The organism is Nocardioides zeae (assembly GCF_010686755.1).
GTDB classification, from domain to species: domain Bacteria; phylum Actinomycetota; class Actinomycetes; order Propionibacteriales; family Nocardioidaceae; genus Nocardioides; species Nocardioides zeae.
Genome location: NZ_JAAGXA010000006.1, coordinates 160,814 through 179,095, shown reverse-complemented (window position 1 = coordinate 179,095; position 18,282 = coordinate 160,814). Strand labels below are relative to the sequence as shown.

22 protein-coding genes are annotated in these 18,282 nt (G+C 73.7%); 11 read left to right on the top strand and 11 right to left on the bottom strand.

Annotated elements, in window-relative coordinates:
• Positions 1-50 precede the first annotated feature (50 nt).
• Complete coding sequence (locus G3T38_RS10490; RefSeq protein WP_163772246.1) at positions 51-506, bottom strand: PaaI family thioesterase; 456 nt, start codon at positions 504-506, stop codon at positions 51-53.
• A 62-nt stretch (positions 507-568) separates the two neighbouring features.
• Between G3T38_RS10490 and G3T38_RS10485 the strand changes: the two genes are divergently transcribed.
• Positions 569-1,051: a winged helix-turn-helix transcriptional regulator gene (locus tag G3T38_RS10485; RefSeq protein ID WP_338037587.1), complete on the top strand. Its 483-nt coding sequence runs from the start codon at positions 569-571 to the stop codon at positions 1,049-1,051.
• Positions 1,052-1,078: 27 nt separating this feature from the next.
• On the opposite strand, the gene G3T38_RS10480 is transcribed toward G3T38_RS10485, so the two are convergent.
• The 4 genes from G3T38_RS10480 to G3T38_RS10465 form a co-directional block, all read right to left on the bottom strand.
• Positions 1,079-2,893 carry a DEAD/DEAH box helicase gene (locus G3T38_RS10480; RefSeq protein ID WP_460785050.1) on the bottom strand — a complete coding sequence of 605 codons (1,815 nt, stop codon included), beginning with the start codon at positions 2,891-2,893 and terminating at the stop codon, positions 1,079-1,081.
• Positions 2,890-3,171 carry a DUF3039 domain-containing protein gene (locus tag G3T38_RS10475; RefSeq protein WP_373459433.1) on the bottom strand — a complete coding sequence of 94 codons (282 nt, stop codon included), beginning with the start codon at positions 3,169-3,171 and terminating at the stop codon, positions 2,890-2,892. The genes G3T38_RS10480 and G3T38_RS10475 overlap by 4 nt, the downstream gene beginning before the upstream one ends.
• An 82-nt stretch (positions 3,172-3,253) precedes the next feature.
• Complete coding sequence (locus G3T38_RS10470) at positions 3,254-3,811, bottom strand: YqgE/AlgH family protein (protein ID WP_163772245.1); 558 nt, start codon at positions 3,809-3,811, stop codon at positions 3,254-3,256.
• Between the two features lie 41 nt (positions 3,812-3,852).
• Entirely contained in the window at positions 3,853-4,407 is a 555-nt protein-coding gene (locus G3T38_RS10465; RefSeq protein WP_163772244.1) for a hypothetical protein, read from the bottom strand.
• Between the two features lie 174 nt (positions 4,408-4,581).
• On the opposite strand from G3T38_RS10465, the gene G3T38_RS10460 reads away from it, so the two are divergent.
• Positions 4,582-5,346 (top strand): TetR/AcrR family transcriptional regulator, encoded by a 765-nt coding sequence (locus tag G3T38_RS10460; RefSeq protein WP_163772243.1) that lies wholly within the window; start codon positions 4,582-4,584, stop codon positions 5,344-5,346.
• A 2-nt stretch (positions 5,347-5,348) separates the two neighbouring features.
• Here G3T38_RS10460 and G3T38_RS10455 read toward each other — a convergent pair whose 3' ends face one another.
• The 4 genes from G3T38_RS10455 to G3T38_RS22630 form a co-directional block, all read right to left on the bottom strand.
• On the bottom strand, positions 5,349-6,365 hold the full coding sequence (locus tag G3T38_RS10455; RefSeq protein ID WP_163772242.1) for a DUF3048 domain-containing protein: 1,017 nt from the start codon (positions 6,363-6,365) through the stop codon (positions 5,349-5,351).
• Positions 6,366-6,479: 114 nt separating this feature from the next.
• A complete protein-coding gene (locus tag G3T38_RS10450; RefSeq protein WP_163772241.1) occupies positions 6,480-7,247 on the bottom strand; it encodes an SDR family NAD(P)-dependent oxidoreductase in 768 nt (255 codons plus the stop codon).
• A 10-nt stretch (positions 7,248-7,257) separates the two neighbouring features.
• Entirely contained in the window at positions 7,258-7,689 is a 432-nt protein-coding gene (locus G3T38_RS10445) for an HIT domain-containing protein (RefSeq protein WP_163772240.1), read from the bottom strand.
• The gene (locus G3T38_RS22630) at positions 7,686-8,867 is read right to left on the bottom strand and encodes a M15 family metallopeptidase (protein WP_163772239.1); all 1,182 of its coding nucleotides are present in this window, start codon (positions 8,865-8,867) and stop codon (positions 7,686-7,688) included. Before G3T38_RS22630 ends, G3T38_RS10445 begins: the two co-directional genes overlap by 4 nt.
• Between G3T38_RS22630 and G3T38_RS10435 the strand changes: the two genes are divergently transcribed.
• Together G3T38_RS10435 and G3T38_RS10430 are read left to right on the top strand one after the other, a co-directional pair.
• Positions 8,824-9,354: a hypothetical protein gene (locus tag G3T38_RS10435; RefSeq protein ID WP_163772238.1), complete on the top strand. Its 531-nt coding sequence runs from the start codon at positions 8,824-8,826 to the stop codon at positions 9,352-9,354. The two genes, G3T38_RS22630 and G3T38_RS10435, sit on opposite strands and share 44 nt — an antisense overlap.
• Positions 9,355-9,424: 70 nt before the next feature.
• Entirely contained in the window at positions 9,425-10,132 is a 708-nt protein-coding gene (locus G3T38_RS10430; RefSeq protein ID WP_163772237.1) for a GNAT family N-acetyltransferase, read from the top strand.
• A 15-nt stretch (positions 10,133-10,147) separates the two neighbouring features.
• Here G3T38_RS10430 and G3T38_RS10425 read toward each other — a convergent pair whose 3' ends face one another.
• Both G3T38_RS10425 and G3T38_RS10420 read right to left on the bottom strand, forming a co-directional pair.
• Positions 10,148-10,861 carry a response regulator gene (locus G3T38_RS10425; protein ID WP_338037586.1) on the bottom strand — a complete coding sequence of 238 codons (714 nt, stop codon included), beginning with the start codon at positions 10,859-10,861 and terminating at the stop codon, positions 10,148-10,150.
• Positions 10,854-12,530 (bottom strand): sensor histidine kinase, encoded by a 1,677-nt coding sequence (locus tag G3T38_RS10420; protein ID WP_163772236.1) that lies wholly within the window; start codon positions 12,528-12,530, stop codon positions 10,854-10,856. Before G3T38_RS10420 ends, G3T38_RS10425 begins: the two co-directional genes overlap by 8 nt.
• A gap of 64 nt (positions 12,531-12,594) precedes the next feature.
• On the opposite strand from G3T38_RS10420, the gene G3T38_RS10415 reads away from it, so the two are divergent.
• The 7 genes from G3T38_RS10415 (at position 12,595) to G3T38_RS10385 (ending at position 18,280) form a co-directional block, all read left to right on the top strand.
• Entirely contained in the window at positions 12,595-13,611 is a 1,017-nt protein-coding gene (locus G3T38_RS10415; RefSeq protein WP_163772235.1) for a Bug family tripartite tricarboxylate transporter substrate binding protein, read from the top strand.
• A gap of 85 nt (positions 13,612-13,696) precedes the next feature.
• On the top strand, positions 13,697-14,257 hold the full coding sequence (locus G3T38_RS10410) for a tripartite tricarboxylate transporter TctB family protein (RefSeq protein ID WP_163772234.1): 561 nt from the start codon (positions 13,697-13,699) through the stop codon (positions 14,255-14,257).
• Positions 14,258-14,267: 10 nt separating this feature from the next.
• Complete coding sequence (locus tag G3T38_RS10405) at positions 14,268-15,818, top strand: tripartite tricarboxylate transporter permease (protein ID WP_163772233.1); 1,551 nt, start codon at positions 14,268-14,270, stop codon at positions 15,816-15,818.
• Complete coding sequence (locus tag G3T38_RS10400; protein WP_163772232.1) at positions 15,815-16,213, top strand: universal stress protein; 399 nt, start codon at positions 15,815-15,817, stop codon at positions 16,211-16,213. Before G3T38_RS10405 ends, G3T38_RS10400 begins: the two co-directional genes overlap by 4 nt.
• A 170-nt stretch (positions 16,214-16,383) precedes the next feature.
• Complete coding sequence (locus G3T38_RS10395) at positions 16,384-16,776, top strand: universal stress protein (protein ID WP_163772231.1); 393 nt, start codon at positions 16,384-16,386, stop codon at positions 16,774-16,776.
• A complete protein-coding gene (locus G3T38_RS10390) occupies positions 16,773-17,774 on the top strand; it encodes a Bug family tripartite tricarboxylate transporter substrate binding protein (RefSeq protein WP_163772230.1) in 1,002 nt (333 codons plus the stop codon). The genes G3T38_RS10395 and G3T38_RS10390 overlap by 4 nt, the downstream gene beginning before the upstream one ends.
• Entirely contained in the window at positions 17,771-18,280 is a 510-nt protein-coding gene (locus G3T38_RS10385) for a tripartite tricarboxylate transporter TctB family protein (protein ID WP_163772229.1), read from the top strand. Before G3T38_RS10390 ends, G3T38_RS10385 begins: the two co-directional genes overlap by 4 nt.
• Positions 18,281-18,282: the final 2 nt, after the last annotated feature.

Genomic DNA, 18,282 nt, shown 5'->3' with positions numbered 1-18,282 from the left:
GCAACGTCGTACCACCCTAGGACGGCCGCGGAGCCGCTCCGGTTCCGTCGTCAGGCGAAGATCATGCAGCTCGACGTCGCGTAGGCGACGAGGCGCCCAGCCGCGTCGGTGAGGCGTCCCTCGGCGAGAGCGGTGCGTCGCCCGCGCTGGATCACGGTGCCCTCGGCCCGCAGCACGCCGGAGGCCACGGTGGCGGGACGCAGGAACTTCACCGTCAGGTCGAGCGAGGTGTAGGTCTCCCCCGCGGCGAGCGTCGCGTGCACCGCGCAGCCGCAGACGGTGTCCAGCAGCGTCGAGAGCACGCCGCCGTGCACCGTGCCCAGCGGGTTGTCGTGGCGCGCCGGGTCGGGCACGAGCTCGACCGTGACCCGGCCCGTCTCCGAGACCGCGAAGCCGCGCATGCCGAGGGTGGCCGCCACGGGGGCGGGTGGCAGGTGGCCCTCGGCCATCGCCCGCAGCTGGGCGAGACCGTCCATGGGGGCAGCGTGGGGCTGGGTCTGCGTCATGGACGCAGGCAACCACCCCGACCTGCATCTGTCAACGAGACCTAGGTCGTAGGGTGGGCACCGTGCCCCGGCCCGCCGTCCTCGACTACACCACCGACAACTGCTCGCTCGTGCGCGCCATGCAGGTGCTCGGCGAGCGCTGGACCCTCGTCGTGCTGCGCGAGGTCTTCATCGGCGTCCGCCGGTTCGAGGACATCCGTCAGCACACGGGCATCCCGCGCCAGGTGCTCACCGACCGGCTCGGCAACCTCGTCGACGCCGGCATCCTCGTGCGGGAGCCCTACCAGGACCCGGGCTCGCGGGTCCGGCACGAGTACCGCCTGACCCCCAAGGGCCTCGACCTGCAGCCGGCGCTCATCGCCCTCACCCGCTGGGGGGACCGCCACCTGGCCGACGAGGCCGGACCGCCGATCGAGTTCCGGCACCGCGACTGCGGCGGCCGGGTCGACGTCGTGCCCGTCTGCTCCGAGGGGCACACCCTGCCCGATCCCCGGGAGACGGTGCTCGGGATCGGCCCGGGCGCCCGGCCGGCCCACAGCGCCTGAGGCGCCTGACCCGCCTGACGACCCCGCTCACGTACGGCGCTGGACCGCCCAGTCGCGGATCTTGTCGATGCGTGCGCGCAGCTGCTCGGCGGTGGCCACCGCCGCGGGCGGCCCGCCGCACTCCTTCCGGAGCGCCGCGTGGGTCACGCCGTGCGGCTGGCCGGTGCGGTGGTTCCACGCCGCCACGAGCCCGTTGAGCTCGCGGCGGAGCACCGCCAGCTGCTCGTGCGCGGTGGTCTCGACCCGCGGGGCAGCGGCCTCCGACGCGGGCCGGGAGGCCGCGGCGTCGCGCTTCTTCTGCGCACGCTCGCTCTGGCGCGTCTGCAGCAGGTCCCGCACCTGGTCGGCGTCGAGGAGGCCCGGGATGCCGAGGAAGTCCATCTCCTCCTCCGACCCGACGCTCACCTCGCCCTCGTGGCCGAACTCGCCGCCGTCGTACAGCACGCGGTCGAAGACCGCCGCCGAGCCGAGCGACTCGAAGTTGCCGAGCTGCTCGTCCGAGGCCGCCTCGGCGGCGTTCGCCTGCGCCAGCAGGTCCTCCTCGGCCGCGAAGATGTCGTCCTCGTCCTTCACGGCGCGCCCCAGCACGTGGTCGCGCTGGACCTCGAGCTCGGAGGCGAACTCCAGCAGCCGCGGCACCGAGGGCAGGAAGATCGACGCGGTCTCGCCGCGCTTGCGGGCGCGCACGAAACGACCCACCGCCTGCGCGAAGAACAGGGGGGTGGAGGTCGTCGTCGCCCACACGCCGACGGCCAGGCGGGGCACGTCGACCCCCTCGGACACCATGCGGACCGCCACCATCCAGCGGCTGTCGCTGTCGGAGAACTCCGAGATGCGTTTCGAGGCCGCCTTCTCGTCGCTGAGCACGAGGGTCGCCGACTCGCCGGTGATGTCCTTGATCAGCTTCGCGTAGGCGCGCGCCGACTCCTGGTCGGTCGCGATCACCAGCGCGCCCGCGTCGGGCACGTGCCGCCGCACCTCGGAGAGCCGCTTGTCGGCGGCCTCGAGCACCGACGGCATCCACGACCCCTTGGGATCCAGCGCCGTGCGCAGCGCGTGCGCGGTCATGTCCTTCGTCAGGGGCTCCCCGAGCCGAGCGGTCAGCTCGTCGCCGGCCTTCGTGCGCCACTGCATCTCGCCCGAGTAGGCCAGGAACAGCACCGGCCGCACGACGTGGTCGGCCAGGGCGTGCTCGTAGCCGTACGCGAAGTCCGCCGCCGACCGGGGCACGCCGTCGGGGCCGTCGACGTAGCGGACGAACGGGATGGGGTTGATGTCCGAGCGGAACGGCGTGCCGGTGAGGGCCAGGCGCCGCGAGGCGGGACCGAAGGCCTCGAGCACGCCCTCGCCCCACGACTTGGCGTCACCGGCGTGGTGGATCTCGTCGAGGATGACCATCGTGCGGAACCGCTCGGTGCGGATGCGCATCGCCAGGGGGTTGACCGACACCCCGGCGTACGTCACGGCGATGCCGATGTACTCCTTCGACGTGCGGCCCTGGCCCGCGGCGTACGCGGGGTCCACGGGGATCCCGACCTTCGCCGCGGCCGCGGCCCACTGCACCTTGAGGTGCTCCGTGGGCGCCACGATCGTGAGGCGGTCGATGACGCGGCGCTCCAGCAGCTCCTTGGCGACCGAGAGCGCGAACGTCGTCTTGCCGGCACCGGGCGTCGCGACGACGAGGAAGTCCTTGGGGGCCTCCTCGAGGTACTGCCGCATGGCGGACTGCTGCCAGGCGCGCAGCGACGTGGCCGTGCCCCACGCCGCGCGGTCGGGCCACGCGGGCGAGAGGTCGACGGTGGTGGGCTGCTCGGCCCCGGTCTGGAGGGGGGGCCGCGTCACGCCTTGTCGCCCGAGCCGGCGTCGTCCCCCATGGACTCCCAGATCTCCTTGCAGTCCGGGCACACGGGGTACTTCTCCGGGGCACGGCTCGGCACCCAGACCTTGCCGCAGAGCGCGATCACGGGCGTGCCCATGACCATCGCCTCGGTGAGCTTGTCCTTCGGCACGTAGTGGCTGAAGCGCTCGTGGTCGCCCTCGTCGGTCGGGACCGTCCGCCGGTCCTCGATGACGCTCGTGCCACCACTCGTGTCGGGAGAGAATCCGATGCGCGTGCTCACGGTCGACGAGTCTACGGCGCCCCGCCGACACCCGCGATTCGTCGGCGGGCACCGGGCAGCGGCCGCGGACCGCCCGGCCGGGTCAGTTCCGGGAGGGGTCCACGGGGCGCGTGGAGGCCCAGGCGAGCGACCCCGGCTGGCGTCGCAGCACGTCCCGCCGCAGCTCGGCGGGGTCGAGCGCGAAGACGTCGCCGATGCGGCCGGGCACGACGTACCAGCTGCCCTCGGCCACCTCGTCCTCGAGCTGGCCGGGCCCCCAGCCTGCGTAGCCGACGAAGATCCGCAGCCCGGCGAGACCGTCGGCCACCAGCTCCACCGGCGTGTCCAGGTCGAGCACGCCGAGCCCGTCGACGACCTCGCGGAAGCCGACGGGGGGCGTGCCGGGATCGGCCGGTCGGGCGAGCGCGAGCGCGCCGTCCACGGAGACGGGGCCGCCCTGGAAGAGCACGTCCGGCTCGACCGCCAGGTCCCGCCACCCCTCGAGCACGTCGGCGACGAGCACCGGGGAGGGCCGGTTGAGGATCACCCCCAGGGCGCCCTCGTCGTCGGCGTCGAGGAGCAGCACGACGGACTGCTCGAAGTTCGGGTCCTGCAGCTCCGGGGCGGCGACCAGGAGCATGCCGGAGTGGAGCGGGGCCATGGGTCCATGATGCCCCGTGCCCCCGCGAAAGCCCGAGCGGCTCAGGAGGCGAGCGCCGAGCGCAGGCGGTCGATGAGGGTGGTCGTGCGTGCGGGCGCCGTCGCCGGCGCGCCGGCACGGGCGGGCGCCGCACCCGCGGAGCTCGCCCAGGCGAGGCGGGCGCGGTGCTCGATGCTCGCCCCCACGGCGACGGCGGCCTCGTCGTCGTAGCTCGACCGGCCGGCCATCGCGGCCAGCATCATGCGCTCCTTGGCGACGGCGTTGCCCAGCAGCCGGTCGGCCTCGGGGTCCACGCCCTCGGCGAGCGCGCGGTCGAGGACGGCGCGGACGCCCGGCATCTGCTCGGCGGTCGCCACCCAGGCGTCCACCACCGCTGCCTCGAGGTCGAGCGGCTGGCGACCGAGGTGGCCGTCGATGCGACCGGAGAGGCGGGTGTGCCAGCGCAGCTGCAGGGCGCCGAGCAGGTCGAGCTCGTCGCGGAAGACCGCGCCGACGCCCTCGACGTCGGTGGGGAGCAGCCCGTCCCCGCGCTCGTTCGCGGCCGTGATGACGGCGCTCAGAACCTCGCCGCGACGGTGGTACGTCGTCCAGGTCATGGGTGCTCTCCTTCGATGGGTCGATCGCGTCCGTGGTCCGTACCTGCGGTACGTACTCACGGTACGTACTCAGAGTATGCGGAACCGGTTGCCCGGACCGAAGCCCCGATACCCGTGACCTCGCCCACGTGGCGCGCACCACCCGGCGCCGTGACGTCCCTATGCTGGGCGGCGATGTCCAAGCCGTCCTCGAAAGCGTCCGCCGCCTCCAAGCTGCTGCGGGGCGGACTGCCCTCCGTGCCCGGAGCGGGCCGGCGCGCCCAGTTCTCGGCCGCCACCAAGCGCGCGCTCGTCGACGTCGCCGAACGCCTCTTCACCGAGGACGGCTACACGGGCACCTCGCTCGACGCCATCGTCGCCGGCGCCGAGGTCACCAAGGGCGCGCTCTACCACCACTTCAACGGCAAGCGAGCGCTGTTCGAGGCCGTCTTCGAGCGCGTGGAGGGCGAGGCCGTCCGCGTCATCCAGGCGGCGATGAAGGCGCACCGCGACCCCTGGGACAAGGCCGTCGCCGGGTTGCGCGCCTTCGTCGACGTCGTCCAGCAACCCGGCTACCGGCGCGTCGTCGTGCAGGAGGCGCCGGCGGTGCTCGGCTACGAGGGGGTGCGCGAGCAGGAGGAGCGCTCCAGCCTCGCGGTCGTGCACGACCTCGTGGGCCAGCTCCTGGTCGACCGCGACCGGCCCGTCGACGCCGGCCTCGTGGCAACCTTCAGCCGCATCCTCTTCGGGGCGCTCGCCGCGGCCGGCGAGGTCGTCGCGGAGAGCGACGAGCCCACGGACGCCAGCCGTCGCGTCGAGATCGCGTTCGGCTACCTCATCAGCGGGATGCAGCTCCTCCGCGAGGCGGGCGTCGCCCTCCCCACCGCGGACGAGCTCGCGGAGCCCGACGCGATCGCGGACGAGAACGCCGCCGACGACGAGAGCGACACGCGAGGCTGAGCTCAGCCGATGTCGACGCTCCCGGTGCCGCTCGGCACCAGCTCGATCCAGGTGCGGCCCGGCGGGACGGTCAGGGCGGCACCGTCGGCCGTCGTCAGCCGCACCGGGGCGGAGGCCGACGCCTTGCTCCAGGTGGCCTCGACCGCCCGGCCGCCGTGGAACACCGTGGCGGTGCCGCTGCCCTCGAACACGGACTCGGGCACCGGGTTGCCGGCCGGGTCGAGGTAGCCCGCGTCGACGACGTCGACCTCGAGCGCCAGCACCGTGTCGGCGCTGAACCCGTCGCCGTCCGCGCTGAACGCGTCGTCGACGACGTACTGGTTGCCGTCCAGCTCCCACGACGTCGTGTGGTCGGGCGAGAAGCGGACGTCGACCTCGGTCGCGGGCGTGCCCGCGGCGTACGCGTCGCTCTCGCCCCACGCCAGGTAGTCGGCCGGCCGCTCGCCGCCGGCGGTGACCGTCGGCTCGATCTCGGTCAGGTCGGCGAGGAGGTTGTACGGCACGGAGCGGTCCGTGGCGCGGGAGAAGCCCGGCGCCCCCTCCTCGACGAAGGGGATCCCCGCCTCGTCGATGCGCGCGATCGTGCGCTGCGCGGCGCCGCTCGTGACGATGGTGGTGCTGCCGTCCGCGGGCACGATGCCGATGTCGGTGGCGCGCATCGAGCGGACCGGGCCGACCTCGTCGGGGTACGCCGACTGGAAGAAGGCCGCCAGGCGGGTGGAGCCACCCTCGACGAGCTCCTCCACGACCAGGTCCGCCTGGCCGAGGCCCTCCTGGGGCGCCGCGCGGGGCGTGTTGTCGATCTTGACGACCAGCACCGGTCGAGCGGCGTCGCCGCCCGCCAGCGGGGTGCCCAGGTAGGGCCACGTCGTCGGCGCGGCGGACGTCGTCGCGCCGGCCGCCGGCTCCTCGGTCTCCGGGGCCGCGGAGTCGAAGTCCGACGCGCACCCGCTCAGCAGCAGTCCCGTCACCACGGCGCTGGCGAGACCCGCCCGCACCCGCACCCTCGTCCCACGCACCAACCCGCTCCTCAACGTCCGCTCATCGGCGGAGTCTGCCGATGCGCGGCGGCGGGGCGGTGGAGGCGCGCGGGACGAGGACGCGTCGGACGGTCCGAACCGGCCGGACGGGCGTCAGACGAGGGTGGAGCCGCCGTCGACGTACAGCGTCTGGCCGGTGATGTAGGACGCCTCGTCGCTCGCGAGGAAGGCGACCGCGGCGGCGATGTCCTCGGGGTAGCCGACCCGCTTGACGGGGTTGTGCTCCGCCGCGGCGGCCCGGAAGTCCTCGACGCTCATCTTGACGCGGGCGGCGGTCGCGTCCGTCATCTCGGTGGCGATGAAGCCGGGGGCGACGGCGTTGACGTTGATGCCGAAACGGCCCAGCTCGATGCCGAGCGTGCGCACGAAGCCCTGGATGCCCATCTTGGCCGCGGAGTAGTTGGCCTGGCCGCGGTTGCCGAGCGCCGAGACGCTGGAGAGGCAGACGACCTTGCCGTACTTCTGCTCGGTGAAGTGCCGCTGCGCCGCCTGCGTCATGAGGAACGCGCCCTTGAGGTGCACGCCCATGACGATGTCCCAGTCGGCCTCGGTCATCTTGTGGAGCAGGTTGTCGCGCGTGACGCCGGCGTTGTTGACCAGGACGTGGATCCCGCCCAGCTCGGAGACGACGCGCTCGACGGCGGCATCCACCGACGCCTTGTCGCTGACGTCGGCACCGATGCCGATCGCCTTCGCGCCGTCGGCGAGCTCGAGGCGGCCCGCGGCGTCGGCCGCCGAGCCCTCGTCGAGGTCGAGGATCGCCACGGAGGCGCCCTCGCTCGCGAACCGCTGGGCGGTGCCGAAGCCGATGCCTCGTGCCGCGCCCGTGATGACTGCTACTCGTCCGTCGAATCGACCCATGCGGCACACCCTACCGATCGCTCGGACGGTCGCTCGCGAGGGCCGCGCGGAGACGTTCGGCGTACGCCGCGCGCTCGCCCGCGGCGTACTTCGTGCGGGGCCAGAAGAAGCCCCGCAGGCCGTCGCCCCTCGTGCGCGGGACCACGTGGAGGTGGAGGTGGGGCACCGACTGGCTGACCGTGTTGTTGACCGCGACGAACGAGCCCTGCGCGCCCAGCCCCGCGACCACCGCGCGGCAGAGACGCTGCGCGGTCGCGAGGAACGGGTCGCGCAGCCCGGCGGGCAGCTCGTCGAGCGTCACGACGTGCGTGCGCGGCACCAGCAGCACGTGGCCCTTGAAGACCGGCCGCTGGTCGAGGAAGGCGACGAGCGCGTCGTCGGCGTGCACGACGTCGGCCTCGGTGGTGCCGGCGACGATGCCGCAGAAGACGCAGTCGCTCACGCGTCGAAGTGGTGCTTGTCGCTGAGCCCGTAAGTCCAGCGGATGCCGTAGCGCGCCAGCAGCTTCACCACGGTGTGGCCGGAGCTGCGCCACGCGACCTGCGGGTGCGAGCGGCTGACCCACCAGGTGTTGGGCACGACGCCCCGCGCCGAGTGGTAGGGGTTCTCCCACGGGTTGATGTCGATCGAGCGGCCGTAGGAGTGCGGCGACCTGGTGCCGGGCTTGCCGACCACGTCGCGGCAGTTGAACGCCGAGGTGTTGTCGGCGGCCATCGAGCGGTAGTCGTCGGCGCCGCGCACCGTCGAGCTGTAGCCGAACCAGTCGACGCGGACCATCAGGCGGATCGGGATCCCGGAGTTGTGCATGGCCGCGAACGCGTTCGCCGTGCGCGTCGCGACCGACTTGTTCACCACCATCTCGCCGCGGTACCGGAAGCCGTCGAACCCGATGTAGTTGACCCGCACGAGGCGGAGGTCGGCCCGGCCGACCGGGCAGCCGCTGCGCCAGCTGCGGCCCACCATGTGGTTCCAGATGTGGTCGGGGATGGTGAGCACCTGCGGGAACGCACCCGCCACCGTCGCCCGCGCGGGCGTCAGCGCGCGGGTGTGCACCGACGGCTTCGGCGCACCCGCGGGCAGCGCCACCGGGTTCGTGTAGGGCAGCACGCTCACGTAGCGGCTCGGGCTGGTGCCCTGGTAGATCCACCCCTCGGTGCGGAAGATCGCGCGGTACTTCGAGCCCTTCCGCGGATACACGTCGATCCGGGCCTTGCCCTTCGCGTCGAGGGAGACGTTGGTCAGGATCCGCGTGCCGGACCCGTCGTCGACCTGCACCTCGAGCTTGCCCGTCACGGCGTTGCCCACCTCGTCGGTGACGGCCATCCACATCCGGTAGGGGTGCTCGTCGCGCACCGAGCTGCCCTTCACCTCCAGGTAGACGACCGCCTCCCGCATCTTCATCGTCACGGCGCCCTCGCCGGTCGACGCCCCGTAGGTGGCGTTGCCCGCGAACTGCACCCGCACCCGGTTGTCGATGCGCCACTTCGACATCTGGATGGTGGCGTAGGCGGTGCCGTCGCTGCCGGTGACGAGGTCGGGCAGCGGCATCCAGGTCTTGTAGCCGTAGCGCTGCGTCGTGAGCGGCACGCCCGCCACGGGCTGGCCGTTCGCGTCGGTCACCGCGATGCGGACGTCGACGAACTCCCCCCGGTACGACGCGGGTCCGGCCACCGCGATGGAGGTGGCGATCGTGTCGGCGTCCGGCTCGGCGTCGGGGTCCGCGTCCGGCGTCGTCGGCGGGGTCGTCGGCGGGGTGCTCGGGCTCGGGCTCGGGCTCGTCGGCGAGGTCGGGCTCGGGCTCGGGCTCGGGCTCGGGCTCGACGGTGCCGTCGGCTCGTCGCTCGGCTCCGACGTGGTCGTCGCCGAGGGCTCGTCGGCGGGCTCGCTCGTGGGCTCGTCGGCCGGCTCGCTCGTGGGCTCCGCGGCCGGGCCGGCGGGAGCCGCGGCCGCCACGGCGACGGGCGTCGCGGCGTACGTCGGGGCGGCGCTCAGGACGAAGGCGGCCAGCGAGACGCCCACCACCGCTCCGGTGGCGCCCCGCGCGACGGTTGACACGATGCGACGACTACCGAACCGGACGCCCGAGATCCTCATTGCAGCACCCTAGGGACTGGCCCGGTCCGCTACAACGGACGCGCGGGGCCGTCGCCCGATCGGATGACCCCTACCCTCGACCCGTGCTCGACAACGTCGCCTGGTCCTCCCTGACGGGTCCGCACGCCGACCGCGCCGTCGGCGCCGGCTCGGCGCGGCGGTACGCGGCCGACGTGGCTCCCTTCGCGGGGCTCGCCGACCCCGGGGACCCCGCGTGCTGGGCGGACCTCCGCGACCTCCTCGGCCCGGACGACGCCGTGGTCGTCACCGCGCCGCGCGTCACCGTGCCCGCGGGGTGGCGCCTGGTCGAGAGCGTGCCGGGCGTGCAGCTGGTGGCGGAGCGGCCGCTGGCCGGTGGTCGCCGTGCGCTGCCGGGTCTCCGGCGGCTCGACGCCGACGACCCCGCCGACGTGGCGGCGATGCTCGACCTCGTCCGCCGCACCCGCCCCGGGCCGTTCTTCCCGCGCACGGCCACCCTGGGCACCTACCTGGGCGTCCACTCCCCCGACGGCGAGCTCGTGGCCATGGCGGGCGAGCGCATGCACCCCGCCGGCTGGACGGAGATCAGCGCGGTCTGCACCGACCCGGCGTGGCAGGGACACGGGTACGCCGCGGGGCTCGTCGCCGTCGTCGCCGCAGGCATCACGGAGCGGGGCGAGCTGCCCCTGCTGCACACGGTCGCCGCCAACGCCCGGGCGGTCGGGCTCTACGAGCACCTCGGCTTCACGCTGCGCACCACCGTCGACTTCGTGCTCGTGACGCAGCCGGGGTCGTCGTTCACGTTGCCGTGAGGCGGGGCGCGGCGCTCACTCCTCGCGCCGGTACAGCCGCACGGGGCGCCCCGTGCCGCCGTACTGCAGCCGCGCCGTCAGCCGGCCCGTCTCGACGAAGTGCTCGAGGTAGCGCCGCGCGCTGACCCGGGAGACGCCGACCTTCTCGGCGACGTCGCTGGCCGACAGCTCGTCGCCGCCCGCCAGGGCGGCCGCCACCGCTCCGGCGGTCTCGACGGAGAGGCCCTTCGGCAGCGCGACCCGGGCCCCGGCGGCCGGGGCGAAGACGGCGTCGATCGCGTCCTGCGTCGCACGGGCGGCCGAGGCCTCGTCGGTGTCGATCGCCGCGAGCGCGGCCCGGCTGCGACGGAAGCCCTCGAGCCGCGTCTCCAGGTCGCTGCGCTCGAACGGCTTGACGAGGTAGTGCGCCGCCCCGGCCGCGGCCGCCGCCCGGACCGTCTCCGCCTCGCGCGCCGCGGTCACCATGATGACGCCCACCTCGTTGCCCGCGCCGCGGAGCCGGCGGAGCACGTCGATGCCGGAGGCGTCGGGCAGGTGCACGTCGAGCAGCACGAGGTCGGGCCGCAGCCGGTCGATCTCCTCGAGCGCGGCCCGCGCGGTGGCGGCGACGCCGACCGGCGTGAAGCCGGGCGCACGCTCCACGAAGCGGGTGTGGATGGAGGCGACCATGAAGTCGTCGTCGACGACGAGCACGCGCAGGTCCGGGCCGTTGTCGGGACGGTCAGGCACGGGCGTCGTCCTCGACGTCGGGGTGCGGTCGGCCGGGCATGCGAGCAGTGAACACCGCACCGCCGCCCGGACGCGAGCCCACCGCCACCTCGCCGCCCCGGCGCTGGCAGACCTGACGCACGAGCGCGAGGCCGATGCCCCGTCCGCCGATGCCGCCGGGCTTGGTCGACCACCCCCGGTCGAAGATCCGTGCGCGGTCCGCCGGGTCGATCCCCGCACCGGTGTCGCCGACCTCGACCCACGCCGCTCCCGCGTCGTACCGCAGGCGCACCTCGACCACGTCCTCCCGACGGGACGCCGCATCGGTCGCGCGGGCCGCCACGACGGCGTCCACCGCGTTGTCGACGAGGTTGCCCAGCACCGTGGCCACGTCAGCGGCGAGGTCCGGGTCGAGGCGCGGCAGCGGCCCCGCTCCGTCGGCGTCCACCACCTCGATGGGCAGTCCCCGTTCCGCCGCGACGCTCACCTTCGCGACGAGCAGCGCGGCGACCTGGGGGTCCTCCACCCGGGCGCGCACGCCGTCGCTGATCTCCGCCTGGCGCCGCACGATGGTGCCGATGGCGGCGGAGGCCTCGTCGTACTCCTCCAGCTGCAGCAGCCCCGAGATCGTGTGGAGGCGGTTGGAGAACTCGTGGGTCTGGGCGCGGAGCGTCTCCGTGACCGACTCCCGCTCCCGCAGCTCGCTGCGCAACGCGAGGAGCTCGGTGTGGTCGCGCAGCGTGACGACCACCCCGCCGGTGGCGCCGGGGCCCCGCACCCGACGGCGGTTGACGACGAGCACCCGGCCGCCGACGACGAGCAGGGCGTCGACGACCTCCTCCTCGGGCTCGTCCGCGGTGAGCAGCTCGGCCACCTCGGGCGGCAGGTCGAGGTCGGCGAGACGGTCGTCGGGACCGACCTCCGCCAGCCCCAGCAGCGCGCGGGCGGTGTCGTTGACGACGGTCACCCGGCCGTCGGCCGCGACCCCCACCAGACCCTCGCGGAGCGAGTGGAGCAGCGCCTCCCGCTGGTCGGCGAGGGCGGAGATCTCGGCGGGCTCCAGGCCGCGGGTACGCCGCTTGATCAGCCGCGAGAGCACGAACGAGCCCACGCCACCCAGCGCCAGGCCGAGGCCGAGGAACACGAGCAGGTCGGGCACCGACCGCTCGACGAGCTCCGACCACGAGGGGTAGGTCTCCGCGACCATGACGATGCCGACGAGCTCCCCGTCGTCGCCGAGCACGGGCACGAGCGCCGCCAGGGAGTGCCGGTCGCGCTCGTCGACGTCACCCGTCCAGACGCGGCCCCGGAGGATCGAGCGGTCGCCGAGGTCGATCCGCTGCTCCTCGAGGGTCGGGTCGGGCCCGATGACCTGCCGACCGTCCACGTCCGTCAGGTAGACCGCGTCGGCCCCGAGCCGGTTCTGCACCTCGGTGGCGTAGGACGCCAGCGCCTCCGTCGCCGGGTAGCGCTGCTGCAGCTCGTCGCGCACGACGGCGGTGTTGGCGAGGCTCTCGGCGGCCTGCCGCAGCCGGCTGCCCCGCTCCTCGCGGAACGACGTCTCCGTCTGCTGCAGCGTCACGAACCCCGCGACCCCCAGCACCATCACGAGCACGCTGAGCTGGAGCACCAGGAACTGCCCGGCGAGCGTGAGGCGGGGCCGGCGCGCGCCGACCGCGGGTGACCACAAGTTCCGAAACCTCCGTTACGCGCCAAAGAGTGACGCCGACCACAAGCAGGGTGACGATCACCACATGAAGCAGCCATTCTCCCGTACGTCGCGGCTCACCCGCATCACCGGCGCGACCGTCGCCGGCGTGATGGTCGCGGCGCTGGCGAGCGCCTGCGGGGTCACCCGCGGTGGCTCCGGGGACGACTACACGGTCTACATCCCGAACAGCCCCGGTGGAGGTTACGACCAGACCGGGCGCGCCGCCGTGGCGGCCATGGAGCGCAACGACCTCACCGGCGGCGACTTCGAGATCAACAACATCATCGGCGCGGGCGGCTCCGTGGCCATGTCCCGGCTCATGAACGCCGAGGGCGACGAGCACCTGATGATGTACATGGGCCTCGGCGTCGTCGGCTCCCTCTACTCCAACGGCAACGACGTCCGCCCCCAGGACGCGACGCCCATCGCCAAGCTCATCGAGGACCAGGAAGGCGTGCTCGTGCCGGCGAGCTCGCCCTACGCGACCTTCGACGACTTCATCGAGGCCTGGCGTGCCGACCCCGGCTCGATCGTCGTCGGCGGCGGCTCGTCCGTCGGCGGTCCCGACCACCTCTTCCCGATGCTCCTCGCGCAGGCGGCGGGCATCGACCCCAAGGAGGTCCGCTACGTCGTCTACGACGGCGGCGGCCCCCTCACCTCCGCCCTCCTGGGCGACAAGATCCAGGTCGGCTTCTCGGGCCTCGGCGAGTTCGAGGGCCAGATCGCCTCCGGCGACCTGCGGGCGCTGGCCGTCTCCGGCGAGGAGCGCCTGGCCAACGAGACCCTCGCCGACGTCCCGACCGTCAGCGAGTCGGGCATCGACCTCGTCTTCAACAACTGGCGCGGCGTGCTGGCCCCGCCCGGCATCTCGGACGAGGCCCGCGACCGGCTGATCGAGCTGGTCGTGGAGATGCACGGGACCGACGAGTGGCAGCAGGCGATGGCCGACAACGGCTGGATCGACGCGCTGCAGACCGGCGACGAGTTCGAGCAGTTCCTCACCGAGGAGGACGCCCGCGTGGCCGACACCCTCGACGAGCTCGGGTTGAACCTGTCGTGACCCCCACCCCGCCCCCTGCCCCGCCCCCTGCCCCGCACCCTGTCCCGCACCCGCCGGGTGCCGCCCTCGGAGGAACGAGCCCGCGATGACCACCACCCCCACCGAACCGGCCGGCGCCGGGACCGTCGTCCCGGAGGTCGAGGGCACCCCGCCCGTCGCCCCCGAGCGCGAGCGCGACCTCGCCCAGCTCGGCCTCGCCGCGGCGCTCGTCGTCATCGGCGCCTACACCGTCTACGACGCCTCCACCCTCGTGGTCGGGTTCGCCGACCCCGTCGGGCCCAAGGCGTTCCCGTACGTCATCGGCTCCGTGCTCATGGGCCTCGGCGTCCTGCTCGGCCTCGCGGCCCTGCGCGGCGACGTACCCACCCCGGAGGACGGGGAGGACGTCGACCTGTCGCAGCGCTCCGACTGGCTGACCGTCGCGAAGCTCGTCGGCGTGCTCGTGCTCACCATCGCGACCGTCGGCTGGCTCGGCTGGGCCATCTCGGGCGCGATCCTCTTCGCCGGCGCCACCTGGTCGCTCGGCTCGCGCACCTACGTGCGCGACCTCCTCATCGGCGCCGTCCTCGCGGTCGGCAGCTGGTACGGCTTCTACGTCGGCCTCGGCATCCCGCTCACCCCGGGTGTCCTCGACGGGATCCTCTGAAAGGCGCGTCATGGAATCCCTGTCCCTGCTCGCGGACGGCCTCGCCACGGCCGTCACGCCCGAGAACCTCATGTGGGCCGCGATCGGCGTGCTCCTCGGCACGTTCGTCGGCGTGCTCCCCGGCATCGGCCCCGCCATGGCGGTCGCCCTGCTGCTGCCCGTCACCTTCGGCCTCGAGCCGACCCAGGCCTTCATCATGTTCGCCGGCATCTACTACGGCGGCATGTACGGCGGGTCCACCACCTCGATCCTGCTCAACACCCCCGGCGAGTCCGCCTCGGTGATGACGGCGCTCGAGGGCAACAAGATGGCGAAGAAGGGGCGGGCCGCGCAGGCGCTCGCCACGGCCGCCATCGGCTCCTTCATCGCCGGCACGATCGGCACGATGCTGGTCGTGTTCTTCGCCCCGGCACTGGCCGGGGTGGCCGTGAAGATCGGCGCCCCGTCCTACCTCGCGATCATGCTCATGGCGATGGTGCTCGTCACCAGCGTGCTCGGCTCCTCGCGGCTGCGCGGCTTCATCGCCCTCTTCATCGGCCTGACGATCGGGCTCGTCGGGCTCGACATGAACACCGGCCAGCCGCGCCTGTCCTTCGACCAGCCGCTGCTGGCGGACCGGCTCGACATCGTCGTCGTCGCGGTCGGCATCTTCGCGCTCGGCGAGGCCCTCTGGGTCGCCGCCCACCTGCGTCGTCGCCCGCTCTCGGTCATCCCCGTCGGCCGCCCCTGGATGGGCCGCGACGACTGGGGCCGCTCGTGGAAGCCGTGGTTGCGCGGCACCGCCCTCGGCTTCCCGTTCGGCGCCGTCCCGGCCGGTGGCGCGGAGACGCCGACGTTCCTCTCGTACGTGCTGGAGAAGCGCCTCGCGAAGAAGGGCCACGAGTTCGGCAGCGGCGCCATCGAGGGCGTCGCCGGGCCGGAGGCCGCCAACAACGCCTCGGCCGCCGGCACCTTCGTGCCGCTGCTGGCGCTCGGTCTGCCGGTCACCGCGACCGCGACGATCATGCTGGCGGCGCTGCAGGGCTACGGCATCCAGCCCGGTCCGCAGCTCATGACCGAGCACCCGGACCTCGTGTGGACGCTGCTCGCCAGCCTGCTCATCGGCAACACGCTGCTCCTCGTGCTCAACCTCCCCCTGGCACCGCTGTGGGCGAAGCTCCTGCGGATCCCGCGGCCCTACCTCTACGCGGGCATCCTCTTCTTCGCCTCGCTGGGCGCCTACACGGCGAACCAGCAGCCGTTCGACCTCTTCCTCCTGCTCGTCTTCGGCCTGCTCGGCCTGGCGATGCGCCGGTTCGGGCTGCCCGTGCTGCCCCTCATCCTCGGCGTCATCCTCGGTCCCCTGATGGAGACGAAGATGCGCGAGGCGCTGGCGATCTCCGGCGGCGACCCCGCCGGGCTCGTCGACGAGCCGCTGGCGGTGGTGGTCTACGCCGTCATCGTGCTGCTCGTCGTGGTGCCGCTCGTGCTCGCCCGGGTGCGTCCGCGGCTCACGCCCACCGAGGCGGCGGCCGACGCCCCGGCTCCCGCTGACCAGTCCGACAAGGAGAGCGTCCGATGACGACCGAGACCGTGCTCATCGCCTACACGCCCGACGACTTCGGCCACGCCGCGCTCGAGCACGGCATCGTCGAGGCCCGTCGTCGCTCGGCACGCATCGTGGCGGTCAACGCGACCCGGGGCGACGCGCTCGTGGACGAGCGCTTCGCCGACGACGGCGAGGTCACCGCGCTCGAGCGGGACCTGGCCGCGTCGGGGATCGACCACGAGGTGCACCGGGTCATGGCGCCGGACGTCGCCGACGCCGTGCTCGAGGCGGCCGAGAAGGCCGGCGCGACGGTGATCGTCGTCGGCCTGCGGCGGCGCTCCCCCGTCGGCAAGCTCGTGCTGGGCTCCGTCGCCCAGCGCGTGCTCCTCGGCGCCGACGTGCCGGTGCTGGCGGTGAAGCCCGCCTGACCCACCCCTCCTCGTGGCCCCAGCGCAGCACTTTCCGCCGCGCTGGGGCCACGACCCGATTGCGGGGCGTGACCACAAGTTCCCTTTCGACCGATACGTCGCCAAGGGTGACCGCGGACACGTCGTCTGTGAGCGTCGACACGGTCAGCCGCACCCGACCAAGGAGAACGATGACCGTCGTCCTCGCCCACTCCCCCGCCCCGTCCGCCGACACCGCCTTCCGCTCCGCGCTGGAGCAGGCCCGGATGCGGGGCACCGACCTCGTGGTCCTCAACGTGTCGTCGAACGACGCGCTCGCCGACCCGAAGCACGCCGCCGACACGACCCTCGAGGGCTACCTGACCGAGGCCGCGGCCGTCGGCGTGACCGCCCGGGTCGAGCGCGTCCTCGCGTCCGACGCCGCCGACGCCGTGCTCGAGGCGGCCCGGCAGCACGCCGCCGCGCTGCTCGTCGTGGGCATCCGGCACCGCTCGCCGGTCGGCAAGCTCCTGATGGGCAGCACCGCGCAGCGCATCCTGCTCGCGGCCGACTGCGACGTGCTCGCCGTGAAGGTGAAGCGATGATCGGCGACCGCGGCCTCCTCGGCGCCGGGATCGGCCTCACGCTGGCCGTCACCACGGGCTTCTTCGCCGTCCAGGACGCCCGAGGCGGCGACGGCGACGCCCAGGCCCGCTCCGCGCTCACCATGATCGCGCCCGCCGCAGCGGGCGGTGGCTACGACCTCGCGGCGCGGGAGTACCAGCAGGCCGTCCGCGGCGACGGCATCGTGGGCAACGTCCAGGTCGTCAACGTGCCCGGCGCCGGCGGGACCATCGGCCTGGGCCAGCTCGTGCGCTTCGAGGGCGACGCGACGACCCTGATGGTCACGGGCGCCGCCATGGTCGGCGGCGTCGAGATGGGCGGCGGCTCCGCCCGCCTCACCGACGTGACCCCGATCGCGCGGCTCGCCGACGACTACGAGGTGATCGCCGTGCCGACCGACTCCCCCTGGGCCACCCTCGACGACTTCGTGGCGGACTGGCAGGAGGACCCGACCATCCCGATCGGCGGGGGGTCCGCCGGGTCGGTCGACCACCTCGTCTCCGGCCAGCTGGCCGCGGCCGCCGGCATCGACCCGGCCGACCTGCACTACACGCCCCACGCGGGCGGCGGCGAGCTCACCTTGTCGCTGCTGTCGGAGGCGAGCGGCACGGTGCCGGTCGGCGTCAGCGGCTACAACGACTTCCGCGACCTCATCGACGGCGGACGGCTCCGGGCCCTCGCCGTCGTCGCCCCGGAGCGCCTCGACGGCGTGGACGCGCCGACGGTGGCGGAGGAGGGCTACGCGGGCGTCGACCTCGTCAACTGGCGCGGTGTCGTCGCTCCGCCCGGCATCTCCGACGCCGAGCGCGCGGAGCTGCTCGCGATCACCGAGGAGATGTTCGGGACGGACTCGTGGGGCCAGGCGATCGAGCGGAACCGCTGGGACGACAGCTTCACCGGGCCCGACGAGTTCGCCGACTTCATCGCCGGCGAGGAGGTCCGCACGCGCGGCCTCCTGACCGACCTGGGGATCCTGTGAGCGCCCCGGTGGCGGCGGCCCCGCGCCGTACGGTGCTGAGCGGACGCGGGGAGCTCGTGCTCGCGCTGCTGCTGCTCGTCCTCGCGGGCGTGCTCCTCCACGGCAACCTCACGATGGACGTCGTCGGCGACGGCGGCCTGCTCGGCCCCCAGGGCTTCGCGTGGCTGGTCATGGGCATCGCGACCGTCGTCGCGGTGCTGCTCGTGCGCGCGGCGTTCGCGAAGCCCGCGGAGCAGCGTGCCCGGGACCACGCGGCGAGCGCCGACACCAACTGGCGCGCTGTCCTGACGACCTTCGGCGGGCTGCTCGCGTTCACCGCGCTGCTCGAGACGGTCGGCTGGCTGGTGATGGCGACGGCCCTGTTCGCGACCGTCGCGACCGGCCTCGGCAACCGCAACCTCCTGCGCAGCATCACCGTCGGCTTCATCCTCGCGTCGGTCGTGCAGATCACCTTCAGCGGCATGCTCGGTCTCGCGCTGCCGTCCGGCCTCCTCGGAAGGGGCTGACC